Source organism: Chondromyces apiculatus DSM 436 (assembly GCF_000601485.1).
Lineage (GTDB): Bacteria > Myxococcota_A > Polyangia > Polyangiales > Polyangiaceae > Chondromyces > Chondromyces apiculatus.
On the sequence record NZ_ASRX01000024.1, the window covers coordinates 98371 to 122589 of the forward strand.

The 24219-nt window shown below is 68.5% G+C and carries 18 protein-coding genes; 11 read left to right on the top strand and 7 right to left on the bottom strand.

Annotated elements, in window-relative coordinates:
- Nucleotides 1–43: 43 nt before the first annotated feature.
- The gene (locus CAP_RS17365; protein ID WP_044241912.1) at nt 44–1510 is read right to left on the bottom strand and encodes a HAMP domain-containing sensor histidine kinase; all 1467 of its coding nucleotides are present in this window, start codon (nt 1508–1510) and stop codon (nt 44–46) included.
- On the bottom strand, nt 1510–2214 hold the full coding sequence (locus tag CAP_RS17370) for a response regulator (RefSeq protein WP_044241914.1): 705 nt from the start codon (nt 2212–2214) through the stop codon (nt 1510–1512). Before CAP_RS17370 ends, CAP_RS17365 begins: the two co-directional genes overlap by 1 nt.
- 162 nt (nt 2215–2376) lie before the next feature.
- Between CAP_RS17370 and ndk the strand changes: the two genes are divergently transcribed.
- The 4 genes from ndk to dapE all read left to right on the top strand — a co-directional run bounded on the left by ndk (nt 2377) and on the right by dapE (nt 5737).
- Entirely contained in the window at nt 2377–2820 is a 444-nt protein-coding gene (gene ndk, locus CAP_RS17375; RefSeq protein ID WP_044241915.1) for a nucleoside-diphosphate kinase, read from the top strand.
- Nucleotides 2820–3686: a hypothetical protein gene (locus CAP_RS17380; protein ID WP_044241916.1), complete on the top strand. Its 867-nt coding sequence runs from the start codon at nt 2820–2822 to the stop codon at nt 3684–3686. Before ndk ends, CAP_RS17380 begins: the two co-directional genes overlap by 1 nt.
- A 120-nt stretch (nt 3687–3806) precedes the next feature.
- Complete coding sequence (locus CAP_RS17385; protein ID WP_044241919.1) at nt 3807–4634, top strand: 2,3,4,5-tetrahydropyridine-2,6-dicarboxylate N-succinyltransferase; 828 nt, start codon at nt 3807–3809, stop codon at nt 4632–4634.
- Nucleotides 4631–5737: a succinyl-diaminopimelate desuccinylase gene (gene dapE / locus CAP_RS17390; protein ID WP_044241922.1), complete on the top strand. Its 1107-nt coding sequence runs from the start codon at nt 4631–4633 to the stop codon at nt 5735–5737. The genes CAP_RS17385 and dapE overlap by 4 nt, the downstream gene beginning before the upstream one ends.
- Here the strand turns inward: dapE and CAP_RS17395 are convergent.
- The 3 genes from CAP_RS17395 to CAP_RS17405 form a co-directional block, all read right to left on the bottom strand.
- Entirely contained in the window at nt 5734–6591 is an 858-nt protein-coding gene (locus tag CAP_RS17395) for a sensor histidine kinase (protein ID WP_081864978.1), read from the bottom strand. The two genes, dapE and CAP_RS17395, sit on opposite strands and share 4 nt — an antisense overlap.
- A gap of 159 nt (nt 6592–6750) precedes the next feature.
- The gene (locus tag CAP_RS17400; protein WP_044241924.1) at nt 6751–7164 is read right to left on the bottom strand and encodes a response regulator; all 414 of its coding nucleotides are present in this window, start codon (nt 7162–7164) and stop codon (nt 6751–6753) included.
- Between the two features lie 298 nt (nt 7165–7462).
- Nucleotides 7463–7927 carry a response regulator gene (locus tag CAP_RS17405; RefSeq protein ID WP_044241925.1) on the bottom strand — a complete coding sequence of 155 codons (465 nt, stop codon included), beginning with the start codon at nt 7925–7927 and terminating at the stop codon, nt 7463–7465.
- 285 nt (nt 7928–8212) lie between these two features.
- Here CAP_RS17405 and CAP_RS17410 point away from each other — a divergent pair, with 285 nt between their 5' ends.
- Nucleotides 8213–9052: a sensor histidine kinase gene (locus CAP_RS17410; RefSeq protein WP_156040886.1), complete on the top strand. Its 840-nt coding sequence runs from the start codon at nt 8213–8215 to the stop codon at nt 9050–9052.
- A gap of 148 nt (nt 9053–9200) precedes the next feature.
- Nucleotides 9201–12242 (top strand): GspE/PulE/PilB domain-containing protein, encoded by a 3042-nt coding sequence (locus tag CAP_RS48175; RefSeq protein WP_197041218.1) that lies wholly within the window; start codon nt 9201–9203, stop codon nt 12240–12242.
- 167 nt (nt 12243–12409) lie between these two features.
- On the opposite strand, the gene CAP_RS17425 is transcribed toward CAP_RS48175, so the two are convergent.
- Together CAP_RS17425 and CAP_RS17430 are read right to left on the bottom strand one after the other, a co-directional pair.
- A complete protein-coding gene (locus CAP_RS17425; RefSeq protein ID WP_044241931.1) occupies nt 12410–14461 on the bottom strand; it encodes a DsbA family protein in 2052 nt (683 codons plus the stop codon).
- A 395-nt stretch (nt 14462–14856) separates the two neighbouring features.
- Nucleotides 14857–15369, bottom strand: a complete 513-nt coding sequence (locus CAP_RS17430) for a hypothetical protein (protein WP_044241934.1) — start codon at nt 15367–15369, stop codon at nt 14857–14859.
- Between the two features lie 134 nt (nt 15370–15503).
- Between CAP_RS17430 and CAP_RS17435 the strand changes: the two genes are divergently transcribed.
- The 5 genes from CAP_RS17435 (at nt 15504) to CAP_RS17455 (ending at nt 24218) form a co-directional block, all read left to right on the top strand.
- Complete coding sequence (locus CAP_RS17435) at nt 15504–18473, top strand: serine/threonine-protein kinase (RefSeq protein WP_044241936.1); 2970 nt, start codon at nt 15504–15506, stop codon at nt 18471–18473.
- 88 nt (nt 18474–18561) lie between these two features.
- Complete coding sequence (locus tag CAP_RS17440) at nt 18562–20022, top strand: MATE family efflux transporter (RefSeq protein ID WP_044241938.1); 1461 nt, start codon at nt 18562–18564, stop codon at nt 20020–20022.
- Nucleotides 20023–20168: 146 nt separating this feature from the next.
- Nucleotides 20169–21452 (top strand): parallel beta-helix domain-containing protein, encoded by a 1284-nt coding sequence (locus CAP_RS17445; RefSeq protein WP_197041219.1) that lies wholly within the window; start codon nt 20169–20171, stop codon nt 21450–21452.
- Nucleotides 21430–22584 (top strand): SO2930 family diheme c-type cytochrome, encoded by a 1155-nt coding sequence (locus tag CAP_RS17450; protein WP_052375431.1) that lies wholly within the window; start codon nt 21430–21432, stop codon nt 22582–22584. The genes CAP_RS17445 and CAP_RS17450 overlap by 23 nt, the downstream gene beginning before the upstream one ends.
- A 14-nt stretch (nt 22585–22598) precedes the next feature.
- On the top strand, nt 22599–24218 hold the full coding sequence (locus tag CAP_RS17455) for an ABC transporter substrate-binding protein (RefSeq protein ID WP_197041220.1): 1620 nt from the start codon (nt 22599–22601) through the stop codon (nt 24216–24218).
- Nucleotide 24219: the final 1 nt, after the last annotated feature.

Below are 24219 nucleotides of genomic sequence, written 5' to 3' on the forward strand. Positions count from 1 at the left end.
AGGTGGGTGGATGGGGGGCGGAGGGGTGGGTCAGGACAGGGGATCATTTCGCCTGCGGGAGGCGCACGGTGAACCTGGTGCCCTTTCCGAGGGCGCTCTCCACATCCACGGTGCCGTTCATCAGCTCGACCAGGTGTTTCACGATCGACAGGCCGAGGCCGGTGCCCCCGAGGTCACGGGAGCGTCCGGCGTCGACGCGGTAGAAACGCTCGAAGATGCGGCCGAGGTGCTGGGCGGGGATGCCAGGGCCGTCGTCGGCCACGGTCAGCGCCACGAGCCGCTCCTCCACGCGGGCGGAGATGGTGACGTGCGCGCCCTCGCCGGCGTACTTGATGGCGTTGTCGAGCAGGTTGGTGAGAACCTGTTCGAGCGCGCGCTGGTCGAAGTGGGCGAGGGGAAGCTCAGGGGGGAGATCGAGGGTGACCGTGACTCGCCGGCGGCGTGCCGGCTCTGCGCAGAGGTGCTCGGCGTGCTCCACCGCGCTGGTGACGTCGAGGTCCTGGAGGTCCAGCTTGTGGGTCCTGGACTCGATCTTCGACAGGTCGAGGAGGTCGTCCACGAGCTGGCGAAGGCGCCGGGCGTTGCGGTCGATCATCGCCACGAACTCGGGCGCGTCGTGAGGATCGGAGAGCGCGCCGAGCTGCAGGGTTTCGACGGCGGTGCTGATCGCCGTCACCGGGGTGCGCAGCTCGTGGGAGACGTTGGCCACGAAATCGGTGCGGATGGTCTCGAGACGCCGCAGGTCGGTGACGTCGTGGAAGACGGCGATGACGCCCGGGCGGGCCCCGTCTCCCTGGAGGCGGGAGACCCGGACCAGGATGCGGCGCGGCGCGGGGATGGCAAAGGCGGTGCTCCGGCCGAGGCCGAACAGGTGCCCGAGCTCGACCTCGATGTCGACCGGTTCGCCCTGGTTCTGGGCGCGCTCGACGGCCTCCGCGAGGCGGGCGTTCCGGAACGCTTCGAGCACGGTCTTGCCCACCGACTCTTCCCCGACGGAGACCATCCCCCGCACGGCGCGGTTCGCGAGGACGATGAGGGCACCACCGTCGAGCACGAGGACGCCTTCGCGCATGCCGTCGAGGATGCCCGCGAGCACGTCGCGCTCGGCGCGCAGCTCGCGGATGGAGCGGGAGAGCTTGCCAGTGAGCTGGTTCAGGGCCTGGGCGAGCTGCTCGACCTCGCCGGAGCCGCGGTCAGGGGCACGGGCCGAGAGGTTCCCTTCGGCCATGGCGAGCGCAACCCGGGTGAGGCGCCGGACCGGGCGGGTGACCAGGAACACGGCAGCCGCTCCGACGATCGCGGCGACCAGGATGGCAGCTCCGACGCCAACGAGCACGAGCTGGCGCGAGCGGTCCAGGGCCGCCTCGATGGCGGCAGGGGGAGCGGCGTGGGCGTCCAGGATGGAGGCGAGCTCACGAGAGCTCAGCCGCTCGAGCATGACGCCGGCGACGAGGAGGACGACCGCGGTTGCGAGCACCAGCCTGCCGCCGATGCCGAGTCGCTGCCACATCAGCCGTCGCTTTCCTCGCTGGCGTCGGAGCGGAACCGGTAGCCGACGCCGCGGACCGTCTCGATGTACTCCCCTGCAGAGCCCAGCTTTTCGCGCACCCGCTTCACGTGGGTGTCGACGTTGCGCGCGGTCACGTCGGCGTGGGAGCCCCACACCTCGTCGAGGAGCAGGTCGCGCGAGAGGACGCGGCCACGCCGGTCGTAGAGCATCATGAGGAGCCGGAACTCGAGCGCCGTGAGCGCCACCTCCTGTCCCTCCACCCAGGCGCGGTGCGCGGCGCGGTCGATCCGGAGCCCGCCGAAGTCGAACCGCTCGGGTGCGGTGCTGGTGCCCTCCGAGCGGCGCAGCACGGCGCGGGCGCGGAGAATGAGCTCACGGACGCTGAACGGCTTGACCACGTAGTCGTCGGCGCCGAGCTCGAAACCGACCACCCGGTCGACCTCCTCCCCTTTGGCGGTGACCATGACGATGGGGGTCTGGGCCGTCTGGGGGTTCTGTTTGATGCGGCGGCAGAGCTCGGTTCCGGACACATCGGGCAGCATGAGATCGAGGATGATCAGATCGAAGCGTTCCTCCTTGAGGGCGCGGAGGGCGGTCTCCCCGTTGATGGCCGAGACGACATCGAACCCGGCCTGACGGAAGTTGTAGGCGAGGACGCGCTGCAGATCGCTCTCGTCCTCGACGATGAGCACGTGGCTGGGCATGGCTTCGTTTCTAGCAGGCCAATGTTACAGATTCATGGCGTGGCCTGGCCGCGGGTGTCGCTGACCCGCCCCGGGGAGCCAGGCGAGCATCTGGACCGGGCCAGCCGTCGGGCGCAGAAATGCTTGCAAAGGCGTGAAGATTCGCCTATCCCGGCCCCCATCATGGCCCTGGAGCGAACCCTTTCCATCATCAAGCCTGACGCCGTTGAGAAGAACCATGCCGGTGCGATCCTCGCCCGGCTGGAGGCGGAGGGATTCACCGTCAAAGCGATGAAGCGCATCCATCTCACGCGCAATGAAGCGGAGGGCTTCTACGAGGAGCACCGGGGGCGCGGGTTCTTCGACGAGCTCTGCGCGTTCATGTCGCGCAGCCCGATCATCGTCCTCGCCCTGGAGCGCGAGGATGCGGTCGCGCGTTACCGCGAGGTGATCGGCGCGACGGACCCGGGGAAGGCGGCGGAGGGTACGATCCGCAAGCTGTACGGGGCGAGCGTCGGCGAGAATGCGGCCCACGGCTCGGACAAAACCTCGACCGCGGCGCGGGAAATCGCGTACTTCTTCGCGGGTTACGAGGTGTCGCCTGTCGCGTCCGCCTCGGCGTCCTGATGCCCCGCGAGCGCCTCGGTGCCGCGCGCGGCGCGGTGTGTGATGGCGTCGCTGCGGTGGAGAGTTTCGTGCAGCTCCTCGGCTCACGCCGGGTGGGGCCGCGGGGGATCCTGCGGGCCCTGCCCGAAGTGCGGGAGGGCTGCGCGACGCTGCGGGTCGACCTGAAGGAGCTCGACGCCGCACTTCAAGACGAGCTTGCCGGAGATGCCGAGGGGATCGCCGCGGCGCAAGCCGTGATCCAGCATGCCGTCGCCGAGGTCACCAGGCTCGAAGCAGAGCTTGCGCAAGGCGCGGACGAGGGGGGGAAGAGCGGCAAGGGGAAGGGGGCCGCGGAGCGAGGCATCGACGCCCGGCAACGGCTGACACTCGAGTCGCAGGTCCGTCGGGCTTCGCGCGCGCTGGAGAGCACCTTTCCCTTGCTGGATCTCGTGGTCGCCTCGCTGGATCTGAGGCCCACTCCCCTGAACCTGACGGATCTCCTGCGAGAGCGTGGCTCCGGCCTCTCCGAGGGGGAGCCCGCCGTGAAGGTCACCATCGCCTGCGGGCAGGACTGCGACAACATCGATGCCGATCCGCGGCTCGTGGGCGGGTTGCTCGAGATCGCCATGGGGATCCTGGGGGCTGCGGGCGTGACCAGCCCGCAGATCCAGGTGCATCGCCGCCCCGATGGGCGGGCGGTGATGACGGTGCTTGCGGCCCACAGCCTCAAGGCGACGAGGCCGTCCGGGAGCCCGGTGGAGCTGAAGGTGCCGCTGCGTGAAAGCGGCATGCTCGCGCGCTCCGTCGCCTGTGCGACGGCGAAGCGGGCGCGGATCGAGCTGACGTTGCCGGAGCCCGAGGCACCCGTGGTCACGCTGGTCGCGTGACCGCGAGACGTCTCTCCTGACGGCGCGAGATCTGTTTCGGGCACGCGTTCCGTGCCGGTGCGGCCGATCTTGAGAACGGGCGCACGTGCGTCCGGAGGAACGTGATAAAGGCCGAACAGCATGGATATCGACGCGCTGAAACCACTCGTCGAAGAGGCCTATCAAGACCGGGGGTTGCTCCGATCGGCGACGCACGAGGAGGCCGTGTTGCGCACGATCGAGGGGCTGGACCAGGGAAAGCTGCGCGTCGCCGAGCGCGGCGGGGTGGGCGGCGCGTGGGTGACCCATGCGTGGCTGAAGCAGGCCGTGCTCCTCTACTTCGCGCTGCGCAAGATGGAGGTGATGGAGGTTGGCCCCTTCGAGTTCCATGACAAGATCCCGCTCAAGCATGGCCTCGACAGGGCAGGGGTGCGCCTCGTCCCTCCCGGAGCGGTTCGCTACGGTGCGTTCCTCGAGCCGGGGGTGATCGTGATGCCGGGCTACGTGAACATCGGGGCGTGGGTCGGTGGTGGGACGATGGTCGATACCTGGGCCACGGTGGGGAGCTGCGCGCAGATCGGGCGTGGCTGCCACCTGTCGGGAGGCGTTGGCATCGGTGGCGTGCTCGAGCCTCCGGGGGCCCAGCCGGTGATCATCGAAGATGGGGTCTTCGTCGGATCACGCGCCATCGTGGTGGAGGGCGTGGTGGTGGGTGAAGAAGCAGTGCTCGGTGCAGGGGTGGTGCTCACGTCGTCGACGGCAATCCTCGACGTGAGCGGGAGTGAGGTCGTCGAGCGCCGCGGTTACGTGCCGCCCCGCAGCGTGGTCATCCCGGGCACCCGGCCGAAGCGGTTCCCCGCAGGCGAGTTTGGCGTGCCCTGCGCCCTGATCATCGGTCAGCGCTCGGAGGCGACCGACCGCAAGGTGTCTCTGAACGCGGCGCTGCGTGATTTCGGTGTGGCGGTATGACGACGCAAGGAGGGCACGACGAGGACCGTGCCGAGTGGCTGTCCAGGCTGCTGCTGTGGCTCTGCGAGATTCCGTCTCCCACGGGTGAAGAGAGCGCGCTCTGCGGGGCGGTCGCTGAGCGCTTGCAGGGCGCTCGGCTGGCCGAGCCGCCCCGGAGGCACGGCGACTCCCTCGTCGTGCCGGTGACGCGAAGCTCTGGTGGGCCGAAGATCGTGCTCGCCGGGCACCTCGACGTGGTGCGTACAGCGCACGATGGGCCGCCGCGCATCGAAGGCGACCGCCTGTACGGGCCCGGTGCGAGCGACATGAAGTCCGGCCTGGCGCTGATGCTCGACGTCGCCTTGAACGCGCCGGTGGACCTCGACAGGCTCGACCTCACCCTGGTCTTCTATGCGCGCGAGGAGGGGCCCTTTCAGGACAATGAACTCGGGCTGGTTCTCCAGCGGGAACCGGACCTCGCTTCTGTCGACCTCGCGGTATGCCTCGAGCCGAGTGACAACCGGCTGAGCCTGGGGGCGAGCGGGTCGCTGCACGCAGCCGTGACATTCCGTGGTCGGACGGCACACAGTGCGCGACCCTGGCAGGGAGAGAATGCCATCCACAAGGCGGGAGGGCTGCTCACCGCCCTCTCAGCGCTCGCTCCGCGGGAAGTGGTCGTGGACGGATTGCTCTATCGTTCGGTGACCTCGGCGACCCTGGCGCAGGGAGGACGAGGGCGCAACGTGATCCCTGACGAGTTCAGCCTGAACCTGAACCACCGCTTTCCTCCGGGCACGTCGATCGAGGAGGCGCAGCGTGATGTGGAAGCGCTCGTCGGAGGTCGCGGCGACATCGCCTGGATGGATCTCAGCCCTTCCGCGCTTCCGCACGCCTCTCATCCGCTGGTCGTTCGTCTGCGGGATGCTGGGGTCACGGCCGTGGAGCCGAAGCAGGCATGGACCGACGTGGCACGGTTTGCAGCGCTCGGTGTGCCAGCCGTGAACTTCGGTCCGGGCGTGAACGAGCAGGCGCACCAGCGGAATGAATGGACGTCCCTCGCCCACCTTGTCGAGGGGCGCCACATCCTGCGCCGGTGGCTGTCGGGGCTGGCTCTGCGCGGCTAAACTGCGGCCGCGATGGCGGCAGGGGGCTGGACGGAGTCGGCGGGGGGCATGGTGAAGCGCACGGTCGTGCCGACGCCCACCTGACTGTCGACCCAGATGGTACCACCGTGGGCTTCGACGATGCCCTTGGCGACGTACGGCCCGAGTCCGACGACCTGACAGGGAGGCCGGCGGCTCTGCGAGAAGCGCGCGAAGAGGCGGTCCTGCTGGTCGACCGGGATACCGGGGCCCGTATCGACGATGGAGAACTGGACTCCACGCCCGCTCGACGGCGCTGCAGCCTCGGCCCGGAGCGTGATGCGGCCGCCTCGCGGTGTGAACCGTACCGCGTTGGTGATCAGCGTGAGGAGGACCTGGAGCAGCCGCTCGCGATCTGCTGCCACCGCGCTGAGCCCGGGGGCCACGTCGCTGGACAGCGTGACGGGCTTTGCTGCCGCTGCAGGGCCCGCCATCTCCAGAGCTTGCTCCACGAGCGGGGCGATGTCCTGCGGGTGATGATCCACGCGCAGGGTGCCTGCCTCGACATGGTTGGCATCGACGAGGTCTCGCGCGAGCTGCTCGATCTCATCGCAGGCTCGCAGGATGGCGTCGAGTTGCTTGCGCCCCGGGGCATCAGGGGCAACGGTGCGGAGCAGCAGCCGCGCGCTCATGACGATGACGCTCAGGGCGTTGCACAGATCATGAGAGACCGTGGAGACGGTCTGTCGGTGCGCGACCTCCATCGCCTCCGCGCGCTCTTCCAGCGCATGACAGAGTTGCTCGAGCCGCTCGCATTCACTCTCGAGCGATGTCGAAGAGCGCGCGCTCGGCTTGTCTCGCTTGGTGGTGACCTTCTTGCGTGTGACCCGCGCCATCTTGCTCGACCTCGTCCCCGAGTTAGCCAGAGGAGAGCCCAGCGTGGAAGTCAGGCGCGGCCGGAGTCCTGTGCCCGACGTCCCCCGTCCCCCCGCGTAAGCGTACCTGCCGAGGGCACAATGCTGAGGTACGTCAGCGAGCCGGAGAGCATGGCTCGATCACGTCGCGCTCGTACCACCACGGGTGGCGAGCACGCGTCGGATCTCCGCCACCAGGGTGTCGGGCAGGCAGGGCTTGGTGAGGAAGGCATCGCAGCCGGCGTCCTTGGCTTCGCGTGAATGACCCGCCAGCGCGTGTCCGGTGAGCGCGACGATGGGGATGTCCTTGGTTCGAGGATCGCCCTTGAGGAGGCGGGTCGCTTTCCAGCCATCGATCTCGGGGAGTGAAAGATCCATGAGGATGAGATCAGGGATCAGCTCGAAAGCCCGATCGAGCGCCTCACGACCGGTGGCGGCTTCCGCCACGCGAAATCCCGAGAACGAGAGGTACTCCGCGAACATCTCGCGGTTGTCCTGAAAGTCGTCGACCACCAACACGAGCGGCGCGTTGTCGTGGTTGCCTGTGGGGTCCATCAGATCACTTCTTCTCGGCTTGGGTCTCTCTGAGGGATGATCCAGCGCGCTGCTCCGGGAGGAGTCGGTCGACCTCGGAAGGCTGGTCGACTCCGCGAGGCCGTTGCGAGAGCACTGGCAGTCGTTGACGTGTATACCCGAGTCCTCAGGGTGATGCCGCAGGATTCAGGTGAGATGCCGCGTCCTATGCTTCCCGTACTCTCTTCGGGATAGCCCTTACCCGCCCCCGCGGCGCTCGTCGCGGCGCTCGTCGCGGCGCTCATCGCGGCGCTCGTCGCGGTGCTCGTCGCGGCGCTCGTCAGAAGAGCGAGCGTGGTTTGCCACGCAGGGTGATGGCTTCTCCGATGAGGCCAGCGGCAGCGTCCCAGTCCACGGGCTTCACCAGCACGCCATCGAACGACGAAGAGTGCAGGGCTGCCCTGGCTTCAAGGTCGCGGCGACCTGTGCACGCGAAGATGACGGTGTTCTGGGTGGCGGGGTCCGCGCGCAACGCATCGGCCACGACGAAGCCATCGATGCCAGGCATCCGCAGGTCGCAGAGGATCACGTCCGGCACCACCTGAGTCGCCAGGAAGACACCCCGCAGTCCTCCAGAGGCGCGCTCCACCGCGAAACCGTGCTCGGCGAGGTGAGCCTCTGCAATCGCGAGGAAATCAGGATCATCGTCCACGATGAGGACACGCCGCTGTTGCTCGCTCACCCCGTCGTCTCCCCTCATGTGGCGTTCAGGCGGAGGAATCTCGCTCTGCTTCGCTGTGGCCATGATCCTCTATTCATGGTTCAGTGTGTGGCGACTTGGCCGCAACCACCACCCGTGGAGGGTGGGATTGTTGGCAGCGGGCGGATATGTCCCCCCTCGGCACGGGGAGGTCGACGGCTCAGCACCGCCTCGAGGTTGCAGCCCGGTCGTCCACCGGTGAGGGGAAGCGGCTTTCCCTGAGGCATCACGGGCGCATCGGGGGAGGGACCAGGTGCGTGAGCCGACTGCAGAGAGCACTGCACTGCGGCCCGCCCTGACACGATTTGCGGCTGAATCGTGCCTGCCCGGGTGAAGATCAGGAGACTATGCATTGGTAGGAGCCTCATGAACATCCTGGATGATGAGTTCTTCGCCCGCGTTGGTCATGATCTGCGAGGTGAGCTTGCGACGATGCTGGCCGGCGTCGACTTTCTCCTGAGGTACAACAAGCGAATCGAGCCCTCCCACCGCGAGATGCTGGATCGGGTTCGCGGGGCAGGTGACCGGCTCACGACCCTCCTCGACGAGCTGAATCACGCCGTGTGGCTCTATCCCAACCCGCAGAGGGCGATGCTGGTCGGCCCGTGCGATCCAGTGGTGCTGATCCAGGATATCACGGCCGACCTGTACGAAGCTGCGGCGGTCCGGCAGGTGCGCTTGATCGTGGACAACGAGCTGCGCGAGGGTGAGGTGAGCCTCGCGGCAGACGCACCGCTCCTGAAGGTGGCGCTCGGATATGTGGCATCACTGGCCCTCATGAGATCGCGTGGCAGAGCGGTCCGGGTGCGGCTGGCCTGGGGGGGGGATGGGCGGCCCACGGTCACCATCTCGGATCAAGCAGGGCCAGTGCCCCCGGAAGTTCTCCAGCGCATCTTCGAGCCGTTCGTCGAGCGGGTTGCGCTCGATGTGAAGATCCCGAGCCCTAGCGGTGAGCCGCCGCCGCCGCGCCGTCGCGAGCGCCTGGGGCTGGGCCTCGGCATCGCACGTGGAATCCTTGAAGCGCACTGCGGCACTCTGTTGGTCACGGTCGCTGGCGAGCGCGAGACGGCGGGCTTGTGCTTCGCCTGCGTCCTGGGATCGGCGCCTCACCAGCAGGAGGGCAGCACGGACCAGGACCATGCTCCACCGGCTGGGGGAGCCTCTCTCTGAACGTGTCGCCTCCAGGAGTGAAACGAAGAGTCTCGACGGGAACGGACCCGGTCCGGTACCGTTCAATCCGCGTGCGGATCTCTCCTGCCACGAGCGAATACGGATGTTGACGCTCAGCTCACTTTTGGTGCAGCGCGGTGTGGCTTCGATGAGCGCAGTCGAAGCAGCCATCGCGAGGCAGGTGCTTCACGGTGGAGATCTCGCCACGGCGTTGCTCGAAGGCGGCGCTGCGAGCGAACGGGAGCTGACGCCCCTCTTCGCCGAGAGCCTGGGACTGCCGCCGGCCGTGGGCGCACTCTCTCCCGCTTCTCCTGAGGTCTTGCGCGCCTTGCCCTTCGACCTCGCGGTGCGGCACCGCCTCTTCCCCCTGGAGCTCCGGCGCGGTGAGCAGGATGTGCTCCTCATCGCGACATCGGAGCTGCTCCCGGCAGCGGTCGAGGAGGACCTGGGTTTTGCGCTCGCGGCAGCGCTGGAGCTCGTCGCTGCGCCGCTGGTGCGGATCCGGCAAGCGCAGGCGCAGCACTACGGCGCAACCATCGAGGGCCGGCTTCTACGGCTCGCAGGAAGGCTGGACCAGCAGGCACAGGCTGCCGTGGGGTCTGCTCCCGCTGCGGCGGATGAGAAGGTAGCTGCAGAGCCGGCGATCCCGCCGCCGCGACCGACGCTGCGCGGTCTGTCCATTCCTCCCTGGCATGAAGAGGAAGCAACGTTCACCGGAGAGGAAACGTTCACCGGAGAGGAAACGTTCACCGGAGAGGAAACGTTCACCGGAGAGGAAACGTTCACCGGAGAGGAAACGTCGCCAGGGCACCCGGCCGGTATGGCTCAAGGGCCCGCGCAGCATGCGGGGCCCACGTTGCCTCCGCAGTCGACGACGGCCTCCATGATCCCAACGCCAGTGCCCTCGGCATGGCCGACTCCGACGCCACCGGCACCGGACCCTGATGTCTCGCCGGCAGCCGAGAGTGCCGCTTCGGACCTGCCTCTTGCGTCGGCTCAGGAGCAGACCTCGGTGCATCCACCAGCGCTGCCCCCGGCGCGTGTGTTCGATGGCTGGGTTCAGCGGGCACTCTCGGGCCAGGATCCTGGGACCCCTGCGACTCCGGCAGCGCTGTCCGAGGCAGCGGGCGAGGAGCGCGACGGGGTGGATCCCTCAGGCGCCCCACTGGCCCACCTTTCCTCGCTGGCGCCGCGAGGACGTCGCCGCGGGCCCTTCACCTTGGCGATGGCCGAGGAGGATCTCGCGCGGGTCGAGACCACGGAGGCAGTGCTCGACGTCCTCTTCGACTTTGCGCTTCAGTACTTCACGTACACGGCCCTCTTCTCCGTTCAAGCAGACGTGGCTCACGGTCGTCGGGCCGCAGGACCAGGGGCCACCGCTGCCGAGATCGGGTCTCTACGGTTTGCGCTCGATGCTCCAGGAGGGCTCGAGGAGGCTCGGCGTTCTGCGGTCGTGCGGGTGGCCTCGCTACCACGCACCGATGCAGATCAGGCGTTGCTGCACGCGCTGGGTCGACCAGCCGTGGCGGGGGCCGCCATCCTGCCTCTGTCCGTGCGCGGGCGTGTCGTCGCGCTCATCTACGGAGATGATGGAGATGTAGCGGCTCAGCTCGCAGAAATCGGTGATCTGATCGCCTTGTCGGCGCTTGCGAGCCAGGTGCTCGAGCGGCTGATTCTGCGCAAGAAGAAGAGCAAGCAAGGCTCGCTCCCGGCCGTCGCAGCTCTGGACGTGAAGCCAGAGGGTGGCGTGAAGCCCGAGCCGGGCGGCGAAGAGCAGCACGCACCCGAGGCATCCAGGGTTGATGAAACTGGCCAGGGACCGCTCTCCGAGCGCACGCGCTCCATGTTGCTCAAGGAGCTTCGTGGATGGCGCGATGCCGTGGGAGACGCGGCTTCCCGAGGAGGAGGAGGCAGACCCGCGGGAAGAGACGATTCGCCCACGACGACCCCTTCGGCGGGGACTCCTGGAGCTGACGGTGCCTTGGAGAGCCAGACAGATCTGAGCTCGTTCGACACGGTGGCGAGCGCCTTCGGCTTGAGGGGGACCGGTGTCGAGGATCTCGAACCGATCTCGATGGCATCGATGGCGGGGGCCTTCAGGGGCAGCGCGCCGGCTTCGGGAACCAGCGCGGCATCCGCACCGCGCCTGCGGGACATTGCCACGGCCCCGACGCAGGAGCTGGTCACGCCGTACCGCTACCGGGAGAGCGTCGACGCTGGAGAGTACGGAGCGTCCGACGCGCGGTTCGAGAGCACAGGCCGCCCCACGCCTCAACAGGGCGCGCTGCTGCGACCTGAGGCGTTGCACCCCACGGAGCATGCGCTTCACACCCCAGGGGACAGCAGCTCGTCGTCTCCCGCGGTGCATCCTGGTTCGCTCCCGGAGCATATCTCGCTGCAAGGCAGTGAGCAGCGCTGGGCTGGGCGCGGTGACCGGAGCAGAGAGGGGCTCGCCCGGGACCATGCTGCGCTCGTGCAACTCGTCCTCGACGATGGTGATGACGCCCCGCGCGCTTTCGCCGAGCTGGTACGGGATGGAGAGCTCGCGGCGAAGGCGATTGCTGCTCGCTTCCCGGGTCCACTTCGGGTCGAGCGGCGCATGCGCGAGCTGCTCGCCGGTGTACGCGGTCAGGAAGAGTTCAACAAGCTCCCGCCCGCGTCGGAGTGTGGACCGCTCCTGACACTGGTCATCGCCGTCCAGCGATTCTCGCTGCCCTTCATGACGGTGAGGGCCGCGTCTCCTGATGCGGATACACGATTCTGGGCCACGCACGTGCTCGGGGAGCTGCGTTTCCCGGAGGCAGCGAATGCCATCCTGCCCCGCCTCTTCGATGACGACGCCGCGATCCGCCGCGTCGCGCGCCGCGCAGCCGCAGCGCTCGTGCACGACGGGGGACCCTCGGCGACTCCTGGCTCCTCGTGGATGCCGCCCACCGCGAACGGAGCGAAACGTGCTGCGGCGCCGGGTGCACCCATCCTTCAGGGGCTGGAGTACATCCTGCTCGACATGGACGAGCCACTACCGCGCAAGCTGATGGCGATCGAGACGGCTGCTGCCATTCGCGCCCGGGAGCTGGTTCCGGCACTGCAGGCCATCCTGACGGATTCCCACGCCTTTCTCGCCGAAGCGGCAGCGCGAGCGCTCAAGGTGATCCCTCAGGAGGACAGGGCGCAAGGGTTCCGATCCTGACAGGCGCTGTCAGGGTTTCGGGCGCTCATCGAGGCGAAGGCCTCTCGCTCTCACATGAAGAGCGCCGCATCCGGGGGTGTCTGGAGGGGAAGGCGGGCCTGAAATCCGACCCGCCTGGCTAGACAGGGCGGCGGGGGTGTGCACCCCCGCCGTGCGCGAGACGTGGCTCAGTAAGCGTCGTCGCCCTTCGGCTTGGCGGCCCCGGGGGCAGCAGGCTTCTTGGGCGCTTCGACCTTTGCGGCACCGCCCTTCGGGGGGGCGTCGCCGGCCTCACGGAGCGCGGTGTCGACCACCTTCTTGAACTTCGAGAAGGGCTGAGCGCCGCTGATGAAGTAGCCGTTGATGACGAACGCCGGCGTGCCGCTGATGCCGGCCTTCTCGGCGACGTCGTTGTCAGCGTCGACCGCTGCCTTGTTGGCGTTGCTGTCGAGCGCCTTCTTGAACTTGGCGAGGTCGAGACCCTGCTCCTCGGCGTACTTCTCCAGCGCGGGCCGCTGCAGCACGTCCGGGCCGGTGCCTGCGTTCTTGAAGAGCGCTTGGTGGAAGGCCCAGAAGCCGGCGTTGCCCTTCTGCACGAACGCCTCCTGAGCGGCTTCCGACGCGAGCGGCGCGCTCTTGTGCATCGGCAGCGGCCGGTGGCGCCACACGATCTTGATCTTGTCGCCGTAGGCCTTCTCGACCTGGGTGACCGTGTCCTCGACGCGCTTGCAGAAGGGGCACTCGAAGTCCGAGAAGACCTGCATCACGACCTTGGCCTTCTCACCACCCTTCCAGGCGTTGTTCGGGCCGGGAGCAGCCACTTCCTTGCGCTCGGGCGGCGGCGGCGTCTTCCCGTCCTTGACGATCTCGTTGTAGAGGTCCTTCGCGGCGACGCCCTTGGCGAGCAGCGCTTCGGCCTTCTTGCTCTCCTCATCGATGAGCGCCTTGAACTTCTCCATCGGCTGCGCGCCGACGAGCCGGCGGCCGTTGATGAAGAAGTGGGGGGTGCCGGACGCCTGAAGGTCGTCCGCGAGGTCCTGGTCGGCCTGGATGCCGGCGCCGTACTTCTTCTCGGCGATGGCAACCTTCACCTTCTCGACGTCGAGGCCCAGCTCCTTGGCGTAACCGAGGAGATCCTCGTCGGCGAGCTTCTGGTTGTTCTTCCAGAGGAGGTCGTACGCAGCCCAGAAGCCCTTGTCGCCCTTCTGAGCGCGAGCCTCACGCGCGAGCTCCGCGGCGGGCTCTGCGCGCTGGTGGAAGGGAAGGGGGTTGTCCTTCCACACGATGCGGACCTTGTCGCCGTAGGTCTTGCTGATCTCGTCGAGGGTGGGGACCACCTTGCTGCAGAAGGGGCACTGGAAGTCCGACCACTCCACGATGGTCACGAGCGCCGTCTCGGGGCCCTTCGCCGGTGAATCGCCGACGGGCACCTTCCAGACGGTCTTGTCGTCCTGCTCCGGCTTCTGCGCGCGCTCCTTCGGGGGCGGCGCCTTGGCCTTGTTCTCCTGCGAGACCTTCGCGTACACCTTGTCGGGCTTGGTGCCGGAGGCCGCCGCGGTCTGAGCTGCCTTGAGCTGCTCGTCGATGGCTGCGCTGAACTTGTCGATCGGCTGCGCGCCGCTGAGGAAGACGCCGTTGATGAACGCGGCCGGCGTACCGGTCACGCCAGCGGTCTTGCCCACTGCCATGTCGGCGTCGATCTTCGCGGCGTACTCCTGCTTGTCGTAGGCGGCCTTGAACTTGGCGCGGTCCACGCCGGCCTCGGCGGCCCACGCTTCGAAGTTCTCGGGGGTCAGCCCGCCCTTGAAGTTCTCGAAGGCGCGATCGTGGAACTTCCAGAACGCCTTCGAGCCGCCGAGCCGGAACACCGTCTCCGCGGCCACGGCGGCCGGGCGGGCGTTCTTGTGGAACGGCAGGGGGTTGTTCTTCCAGAGGATCCGGAGCTTGTCAGCGCCGTACTTCTCCTTGAGCTGGTTGATCGTCGCCTCGACGCGCGAGCAGAAGGGGCACTCGAAATCGCTGAAGACCACCATGGTCACCGGCGCGTTTCGAGACCCCCACATCGGGTCCTTCGACGTGACGGCGGGGAAGCCGTCCTCATCGCTCCAGGCCTCCCCATCCGAGTACGCTTCGGCCGTGATGCTGGCGCTTCTGCCAGCACTCCGGTCGATGCTGAACATCAGCCCCATCCCTGCAATGAAGCAGAGAAGGAAGCCGACGATAGCTGTTCCCTTGTTCATGTCCTTCGTTCCTCTCCATGCAAGGCGCCCGGACCAATCCGGGCTCCTTGCTGCCCCGGAGCGGCATGCCGCCCCAGGGTAAGTCCTTGTTCAACCCATTCAGGGGCTGCTCCTCCCTCGTGGTCGGTGCAGCCGTATGCCGTTGCCGTGCACTCCTCCGGGGGCGCCCTCCGTGGCAGGCACGCCCGGTGAGGTGTGGTTCCTGCGAGGCTGGCAATCACCCCGCGGATCAGCGCGTGGTGCGTTGGCTCCCGGTCCTCCAGCGCTGGAGACACGCCTCAGGGAGACTGCGCGCGCGGCATGAAACCTCGACGCCCGATGCCACCCTGACGGTGTGCCTCGGGGCTCAGCCGGACCTCTCTCTCCTCGGGAAGGGTGGTCCAGCGAGCCCGGAATCAGCGGGGCGGGTGGTAGATGCCTTGACGGAAACCCGGAAGCGCAGCGCCGGTGACAGGCGGCGATGGGACGAGCATCTCCCCCTCAATGGGGAGCGGGAGCACGATATCCGGGACGAGCACCGCCCACGACGATGCCGCGACGCTGTCGAGCATCGGGGCAGGGTCGCTCGAACGCGGCCCGACCTTGGGTGCGGCATCTGCCTCACCCCCACACGACAACCCGGCTTCGATGCGGGCATCGACGATCGGGTGGATGCGGAGGGGGGCAACCGCTGACACACCGCGTGGATCACACAGCGGGGCGGCGTTCGTGTCGCTGATGTCGTCGTCCTGCAGCGGGGCGGCGCCACACTCGGAGGTGTGGTTCGCGTCCTGTGCGGGAACTGGCGCGCGGGTCAGCGCGTCGTCCTCGCACACCTGCACGAGCGCAGCATAGGCCTGGAGCGGCAGGCAGAACCCAAGCGCGAACGCCATGACGGCGACGAGACGCTTGAAGGGGAACCGCTCCATGAGGCCGGACCTTTCTACCCTACGGGCAAGGCGGGAGCAACAGGAGGGGTGTGGACACACGGTCCATCCCTCACCGTCGGCCGCAACTTGCCGTGAACTTGGCCCACGTTGTCCCACATTTCTAGGCTCGCTGAATGGCGACCGCCCAGGCGACTGCGAGCAGCGCGAACGCGCATCCGCGCCCCTTCAACAGCGACGAGCTCCCCCGACGTTTCGGCCGGTACCTGCTCCTCAGGCGCCTCGCGCGGGGGGGCATGGGAGAGGTGTTCCTCGCCTCGACGGCAGGGTTCGAGGGCGCAGAACGCCCTGTGGTGGTCAAGGTGATCCGCCGCGAGCACGCCGCAGACCCGAGCTTCATCGCGCGCTTTCTGGATGAGGCGCGCGTCCAGGCGCAGCTCCAGCACTCCGGCGTCGCGCAGGTCATCGAGGCCGACATCGACGAGGAGAGCGGTGAACCCTTCGTGGTGGTGGAGCACGTCGAGGGGCGCAGCCTGGGCGACGTCCGCACCCGGGCAGCGCAGCTCGGCCAGCAGATCGAGTGGCCCGAAGCGGTGGCGATCACGGCGCTCATCGCGGAAGGGCTGACCCATGTCCACGAGCGCCGAGACGCTGCCGGGCGCGCCCTCGGCATCGTGCACCGGGATCTGTCGCCGCAGAACGTCATGGTGGGCTTCGCGGGAGACGTGAAGATCATCGATTTCGGCACGGCCCGAGGGCAGAACCGGCGGTGCCACACCGTCGCAGGGGTGGTGTTCGCCAAACCTGGGTACGTCGCCCCGGAGGTCGCGAACGGCGACCCGGGAGACGCGCGGGTCGACGTCTACGCGCTCGGGATCATGCTCTGGGAGCTGTGCGCTGGGCGCCGTTTTCTTCAGGGTGACGCGCAAGCTCACCTGACCGCGGTGGCCCAGAACCGCAGCAGCACGCCGCCGCTGTGCGAGCAGATCGGCGCCCCCGCGGAGCTCGACGGGATCATCGCGCGGCTCACCACCTTCGACAGGGAAGCGCGCTACGCATCCAGCCGGGAGGCTGCCCGTGACCTCGCCGCGCTCCTCGGTGCGGCGCAGACGCTACCAAGCGGTGAGCGCGGCGTGAGGGCCCGCGCTGCACACTTCATGCACGCGCTCTTCCCGGGAGAACCAGCCCGTACGCGGCGGGAGTTCTCGGACCTCGTCACCGAGGCGCGCGCCAGCGGTCTCGGACGCCCCCGCGCCGCCGAGGCGTCCGCGGCCCCTCAGACCAAGTCGGACCCTGCCGCAGCGCCGCCTCCCGGGCAACGTCTGGGCGAGGGGAGGAGCAAGGCGCGCGGTCCCGAGGGCAGAACGAGCCCTGCGGAGCCGGGGCTCTCCGAAGCGGAGGGGATGCTGCCGGGGACCCGCTACAGGCTGAAGCGCGAGGTGGGCCGCGGGGCGTTCAGCGTCGTGCACGAGGTGGAGCATGTCGACCTCGGGCGGCGCCTCGCGCTCAAGGTCATCGCGGCCGAGCACGCGAGTTCTCCGGAGGTCACGGCGCGCTTCCGGCGTGAGGCGCGCGTGCTCTCGGCGCTCTCGCACGAGGGGCTCGTCAAGGTGCACGACTTCGGAGTGACTGCCGACGGGCGCCTGTTCTGCGGGATGGATCTCTGCGAGGGAGAGTCGCTCGACGCGCACCTCGCCCGTGAGCAGGTGATGGGGTGGCGTGAGGCGTTCGCGCTGGCGATCCCGGTGCTCTCCACGCTGGAGCGGGTGCACGCAGAGGGCGTGGTGCATCGAGACCTGAAGCCCAGCAACCTCTTTCTCCTGCGCGCAGTGGACGCGAAGGGCGTGGCGACGCAGCCGTCCCGCGTCCCGGAAGCACCGGTGGCGGGTGCAGCGGTGTCTCCTGTGAAGCTCCTCGATTTCGGACTCGCGACCGGCCCCGAGGAGGTCGCCGCGACGGACGTGACCCCCCTCCGCGCCGGCGTCGCCATCGTCGGCACCCCGGAGTACATGGCACCGGAGCAAGCGTCCTCGGGCCGGGTCGATGGACGCGCCGACGTCTATGCCCTCGGTTGCATGCTGTACGAGATGATCACGGGGCGTCTGCCGTTCGTCGCTTCCAGCACCGTCGCGTTGCTGGAGGCGAAGACCCGAGGGAGCCCGGAGCGTCTTCGGGACTGCGCCCCGGAGCGGCAGATCCCTGCCCAGGTCGACGAGATCGTGATGCGCGCGCTGGCGCGGCACCCGAGCGTCCGGTTCCAGAGCGCGGCCGAGATGCGGCGGGCCCTGGAATCGGTGCTCTGGAAACCAGCGCGCGGGAACACCCTCCGGCGCGCGGGAGGCATCGCGGTAGCCGCCGCTGCGCTCGCGGTGGCCGGGGTGATCTTCACCGGGAGCGGCAAGGCCATCGCAGATCTCGGCGGTAGGGCAGCGGCCTTCCTCCCCTGGCGCACGCAGAGCACGCCTCAGATCCCGACCAACAGCCTCGCCGACGCCACGCGAGGGCCAGGGTCGCCCGCAGAGCAAGGCCTCCCGGTGCAGACTGCTTCGACCGAGGTCGCGGCGGGGGTCACGCCTCCTTCCGCGCATCCGCTAGCTCAAGACGGAGCCGGGAGCCCCGAGGTCGTCGCGCCCAGCGCGCCCCTCCAGCCGGCGGTGAGCCCCGACCTGCCCGCACAGGCCGCGGAGCAGGCGCTCGCCCAGGACACGCTTCAGCCCTCGCAGACCCGTCCGCGTGCAGCATCGCGGCAGGAGCGTTCGTCGCGCGCCGCGCCGCGTCCCTCGGTGGTCCAGGCAGACGCCGGAAAGACGCAGACGGCGCAGACGGCGCAGGCAGCCACGGAGGTGACCGAGCCGAAGGTCGCCGACGTCCGGGCAGAGACGAAAGAGCCTGCTGCGAAGCCGGAACCGAAAGAGCCGCCCTCCGGGAAGGCGGAGGCCAGGACGCTCGCCGCAAAGGCGGAGGTGAAGGAGGCGCCCACGAAGGCGGACGCGCAGCGCAGGACGGAGCTGCGCAACCGCGAGGAGCGCCTGAAGGCGTCCGCGATGAAGGACGACGAACCGCGCGCCACCGACGCGGAGGCTGCAGACGGTCAGGAAGCGAAGCGACGTCGCAAGCGGAAGTCCCGCAGAGCCAAGGCGGATTGAGGGTCGGTAGACCAGCCCTGCCTGCGCCTGTGCGCCCGCAGCGCTGCGTGGACCATCCTGGCGGCACGTTGTATACCGGCCGCCTCCGATGGCTCAGATCTCCCTCCCGGCGCAGGGCTCCAACGCGGTCACCTCCGGCCCGCCTCGACGCGCCATCCTGAGGCTCGCACTTCCGACCGTCGCCGCGATGCTCACCCAGAGCATCGTCAACGAGGTCGACATCGTCTTCTTCGCGGCGCTGCCCTGCCCCGAGTCCTCGAACGCGCAGGCTGCGCTCCTGCCGTCGCTGATCATCCTCTGGCTCTTCGGAGGGTCGCTGAGCGCGATCTCGGTGGGCACGCAGGCGTTCTCTGGCCGCAGGTTCGCCGAGAAGCGCTTCGAGGACGCCGGCGCGGTCCTGTTCAACGCGCTGTTCTTCGCGATCGTGGCAGGCGTCGCCTTCTCGGCGCTCGGTTACGTGCTCATGCCGCTCATCCTCTCCGCGATCATCAAGGTGGAGGGCGCGCGGCAAGCGGCGCACGAGTACCTGCAGTGGCGCCTGCTCGGGATCACGTCCATGGCCGCCACCTTCGCGCTGAAGGCGTTCTTCGACGGACTGGGCAAGACCCATATCCACCTCGTGTCGGCCGTGGTGATGAACGCCCTCAACATCGTCCTGTGCCTGCTGCTCATCTTCGGCAATGCCACCCTGGGCATCCCGAAGTACGGCATCGCCGGCGCTGGCATGGCCGGCTTCATCTCCACGTACGTGGGCCTGGCGATCATGATCGCCTACGCGCTCCTGCCCGAGTACCGCCGGCTCTACCGCCCCTTCTCCTGGAAGAACGCCGATCGGACGCTCACCTGGTCGATCCTCAAGCTCTCCATCCCCAGCGCGGTCGCCACGGTCGCGATCATGACGGGGTTCGCCCTCTTCTATGCGATCGCCAGCCAGCTCGACAGCATCGCGCCCGCGGGGGCGGTCTCGCCGAAGTGCCCGGGGGGCCGCTCCGAGCCGGTCTATGGCGCCGCGACCACCGTGATCGTGGGCGTCCTCAAGCTCACCTTCACGGCCTGCCTTGCCTTCGGTACCTCGACGGCCACGCTCGTGGCGCAGTCGCTCGGCGAGAAGGACCCGGAGAAGGCAGCGCGCTTCGGCTGGACGAGCGTCCGCATGGGGCTGGCGATCTTCGGCGTGGTCGGGCTGCTCGAGGCCGTGTTCGCGCAGCAGATCCTCTCGGTGGTCAGCACCAGCGAGCTGGTGCAACAGGCAGCGCTCCGCCCGATGCAGGTCATGGGCATCTGCACGCCCCTCGTCGCGGTCGCGATGATCCTCACCCAGGCGCTGTTCGGTGCCGGCAACACCATCTTCGTGATGGTCGTGGAGCTGCTGCTCCACTTCACCTGCTTGGTACCCCTGGCCTGGCTCCTCGGAATCACCCTGGGCTTCGGGCTCATGGGCATCTGGTCTGCCGGCGTGATCTACGTGGTCCTGCTCGCGGCGATCATGGCGTGGAAGTTCCGCTCGGGTGACTGGAAGACCATCCGTCTGGACGCCTCCTCCGCTTGATCCCGCTGGCTCGCGCAGGGGCCTGCACCTCGCCCCTGCCTGTCTGGCGCTCGTGATGGACAGTGCGCCAACACGTCCAGTACGTTGTGTGCATGCAGACAGGAATGCTTCTCCATGGGTGTACCCGTGCCGCTGGGGCGGCGCTGGTGGTCTCGGTCCTCGTGCTCGGCGCAACCGGGATCAGCGCGTGCGGTGACGATGACGACGGTACTGGCGGTAGTGGCGCGGGCACCACGGGCGAGGGCGGCAGCGGCGGCGAGGGCGGCAGCGGCGGCGAGGGCGGCGGCTCGGCGGCGATCCCCGAGGGCTGCGACGTCGTCCTCATGGCTGGCGAGGCTGACGCCGCGGCGGTGCAGACCGCGCTCATCGAGGCGAGGGAGGACAGCACGGTCTGTTTCAGCGCCGGCACCTTCTCGTTCACCGGTGAGCTCAGCCTCGACGTCGACGGCGTGACCCTGAAAGGGGTCGGGCCAGAGGGGACGTTCCTCGACTTCTCGGCCCAGGAGACAGGACCCAACGGCGTCCTGATCCAGGGGGATCGCGTGACCATCGAGGCCCTCTCGGTCCTCGACACGCCCGGCGACGGCATCCGTGCCAGCAACGTCGCTGGCGTCACCTTCCGTGACGTGACGGTCCAGTGGAGCGCCGATGCTGCGCTCGAGAACGGGGCCTATGGCCTCTATCCCGTCGGGTCGTCCGACGTGGTGATCGAGCGCTGCATCGTCAAGGGAGCGCGGGACGCCGGCATCTACGTGGGCCAGTCCGAGCGCATCCGCGTCACGGACTCCGAGGCTTACGGCAACGTCGCTGGCATCGAGATCGAGAACTCGACCGACGCCTTGGTGCGCGGCAACCACGCCCACGACAACACCGCGGGCATCCTGGTCTTCAACCTGCCCGGCATCCCCGTGCAGGATGGCAAGCGCACCAACGTCTACGACAACCTGATCGAGAACAACAACCTCGACAACTTCGCCGAGCCGGGCACCACGGTGGCGTCGGTTCCGCCTGGCCTCGGGGTGATGATCCTGGCTTCGGACGACAACGAGGTCCGCAGGAACGTCATCCGGGACAACAAGTCGGGCGCCATCATGACCCTGAGCTACCTGTCGGTGGTCTTCGGGGACACCACCGACCCGCTCTACGACCGCTTCCCGCAGGGCAACTTCATCCACGAGAACGAGTACATGAACAACGGCACGGAGCCTGATGGCCTCGTCCTCCTGGCCACCGACCTCCGTCCCATCCCCGACATCATGTGGGACGGCTGCATCGACGCCATGGCCACGGACGATGGCCACCTGACCAACTGCGTCTCCGAGGACCCGGCGCCCAGCTACCTGAACTTCAACTTCTGCGACGACTTCCCCGCGGACAGCCAGGATGTCTCCGAGGTGGCCTGTACCTATGAGCTTCTCCCGGCAGAGTAGATGGGCGCTCCTGGGCCTCCTGGGCCTCCTGGGCTTCCCGCTCACGGCGATCTCGTGCGGAGGGGATGACGCTGGGCCCGCGCCTGGCGCCTCCACGACCAGCACGCCACCGCCGGATCCGGATCCGGAGCCCGAACCGCCCCGCGAGATCCCCTACGAGACCCTCTCGGAGTACGGCTTCTTCGAGGGGCCTCTCGCCGACCTGCGGCCTGTGGCTGGCGTGGTCCCCTACGAGGTGACCTCACCGCTCTGGGCCGATCATGCTGGCAAGGGGCGCTTCATCGTCCTGCCCGAGGGAGCGCAGATCGACCTCGGCGAGGTCGAGGACTGGCAGTTCCCGGTGGGGACCATCATCATCAAGACCTTCTTCTTCTCGCTCGATCTTCGCGAGCCCGAGGGGCCGGCGCGGATCGTGGAGACGCGCTTGCTCATCCTCTCGGAGGAGGGCTGGGTGCCCCACACCTACGCCTGGAACGACGCGCAAACCGAGGCCACGCGCCTCGTGGCGGGGGATCGGGTCGACGTCTCCTACACCGACGCGCAGGGGATGCCGGCGCAAGGCCAGTACGTCATCCCCAACACCAACCAGTGCAAGAGCTGCCACGAGCGCGATGACACCATTCACCTCCTCGGCCTGGTCACGCCGCAGCTCAACCGGGAGATCGACACCCCGTCGGGGCCGCGCAACCAGCTCGTGGAGCTTGCGGAGCTCGGGATGTTCTCGGGGGCGCTCCCGCCTCCGGCCGACCTCCCTGCCTTCGCCGATCCGCGGGGGAGCGGCATGCTCGACGACCGTGCCCGGGCCTACCTCCACGCCAACTGCTCCCACTGCCATCGGCCGGGTGGGGCAGGGGGGCCGAGTGGGCTGGTATTGCTCGAGTGGGAGCGGACCCCTCTCAAGAACGGCATCTGCAAGACGTCGGTCGCGGCGGGGGCTGGGACCGGCGGGCACGCCTTCGATGTCGAGCCAGGTCACCCGGAGCAGAGCATCATGATATTCCGGATGGGCTCCACCGATCCGGAGATCAAGATGCCCGAGCTCACGAACCGGATGCCCGATCAGGACGGGATAGCGCTCGTCAGCGGCTGGATCGCGGCCATGGATCCCCCGGGGTGCGTAGCCAGTCCATGAAGGAGACCCGCGCGATGAAGGTTCTTGCCCGCCTCGCCTCGATCGGCCTCGGCGTCCTCTTGCCCTCGTGCACGCTGATCATCGACCGCAACGCAGAGCAGTGCGAGACCAACGACGATTGCGCGGGCTTCCCGGGCACCACCTGCTCGGAGGAGCGGGTGTGCTCGGAGCCGCTCTGCGCCACCAACCAGGAGTGCGTGGAGCAGTTCGGCGAGTTCCACGTCTGCAGCGCGCAGACCCACGCCTGCGCGGACATGCGGTCCACCGAGTGCACCGTCATCGAGGGCGACTACGAGAAGGACGACGCGCTCCTGATCGGGGTGGTGGTGCCGACGGACGGTGAGGCCGCCCAGACGGGCAAGTCGATCACCAACGCGGTCCGGCTCGCGCTCTCCGAGATCGCCACGAACGCCAACGGCCTCCCGCCGCTCCCGGGCAAGTCCATGCAGCGTCCCGTGGTGCTGGTGGGCTGCAACGACAAGAGCGACGCCGACACCGCCGCGGCCGCGGGCCAGCACCTCGTCTCCCTCGGGGTGCCTGCGATCATCGGCGCTGCCTTCAGCGGGATCACCATCAAGATGGCCACCGAGGCCACCATCCCGGGAGGGACGCTGGTGATCTCCCCCTCGGCGACCAGCGTCGCCATCACCGATCTCAGCGACCAGGGGCTCGTCTGGCGCACCGCGCCCTCCGACATCTACCAGGCCGAGGCGCTCGTCCAGTACTCCGCGCGCCTCCAGGAGGACGTCCGGCTCGCCCTCGGCCTCCAGGCCGGAGACAAGCTGCGGGTCGCCATCCTGCACAAGGGAGACTCGTACGGCACGGGGCTCGGGCGGGTGCTCGAAGCGGGTCTCGTGCTGAACGGCACGAGCGCCCTCGACCCGCAGAACAACGGCTTCTACCGGCGCTTCGACTACGGCGACCCCGACAACGCCACGACGAGCGCACCCCGGTACGAGGAGGCCGTGCAGGCGGCGCTCGATCTGGAGCCCCACATCATCTTCTCCCTGGGCACGCGCGAGAGCGTCCTCGATGTGCTCGCGCCGATCGAGGAGGGCTGGCAGCTCGGCGCCTACAGGCCGCGGTACGTGCTCTCCGACGGCAGCGTCATCCCGCAGCTCTGGGAGTCCGTCGTCCAGGGCGACACGGACCTCAGGCACCGGATCACCGGCACCATCCCGGGCACCTCGAACCCGCGCTTCAACGCCTTCCGCGGCGACTACATCGGGCAGTTCAACGACGGAACGAGCCCCGACGTCTTCGGGGCCGCCGGCGCCTACGACGCCGCTTACCTCCTCGCCTACAGCGCGGTCGCGCTCGGCGGTGAAGCTCCGACGGGCGCCCGGCTGGCCGGCGCGCTCTCGAAGATGATCCCTCCCGGAGATCCGGTGAACGTGGGCGAACAGATCAGCAGCACCTTCGACGCTCTCCTGGCGGGGGCGAGCATCGACGTCAACGGCGCCTCGGGCGCGCTCGACTTCGACCCGGAGGATGGCGAGGCAGCATCGGACATCCAGATCTGGTGCATGCCCGCGAACGGCGCAGGGGACGCCCAGAGCGTGACCTTCTCGGGCCTCTACCTGGCTGGAAGCACGAGCACCCTGGTCGGCACCCTCGGTTCGGTGTGCGACTGAC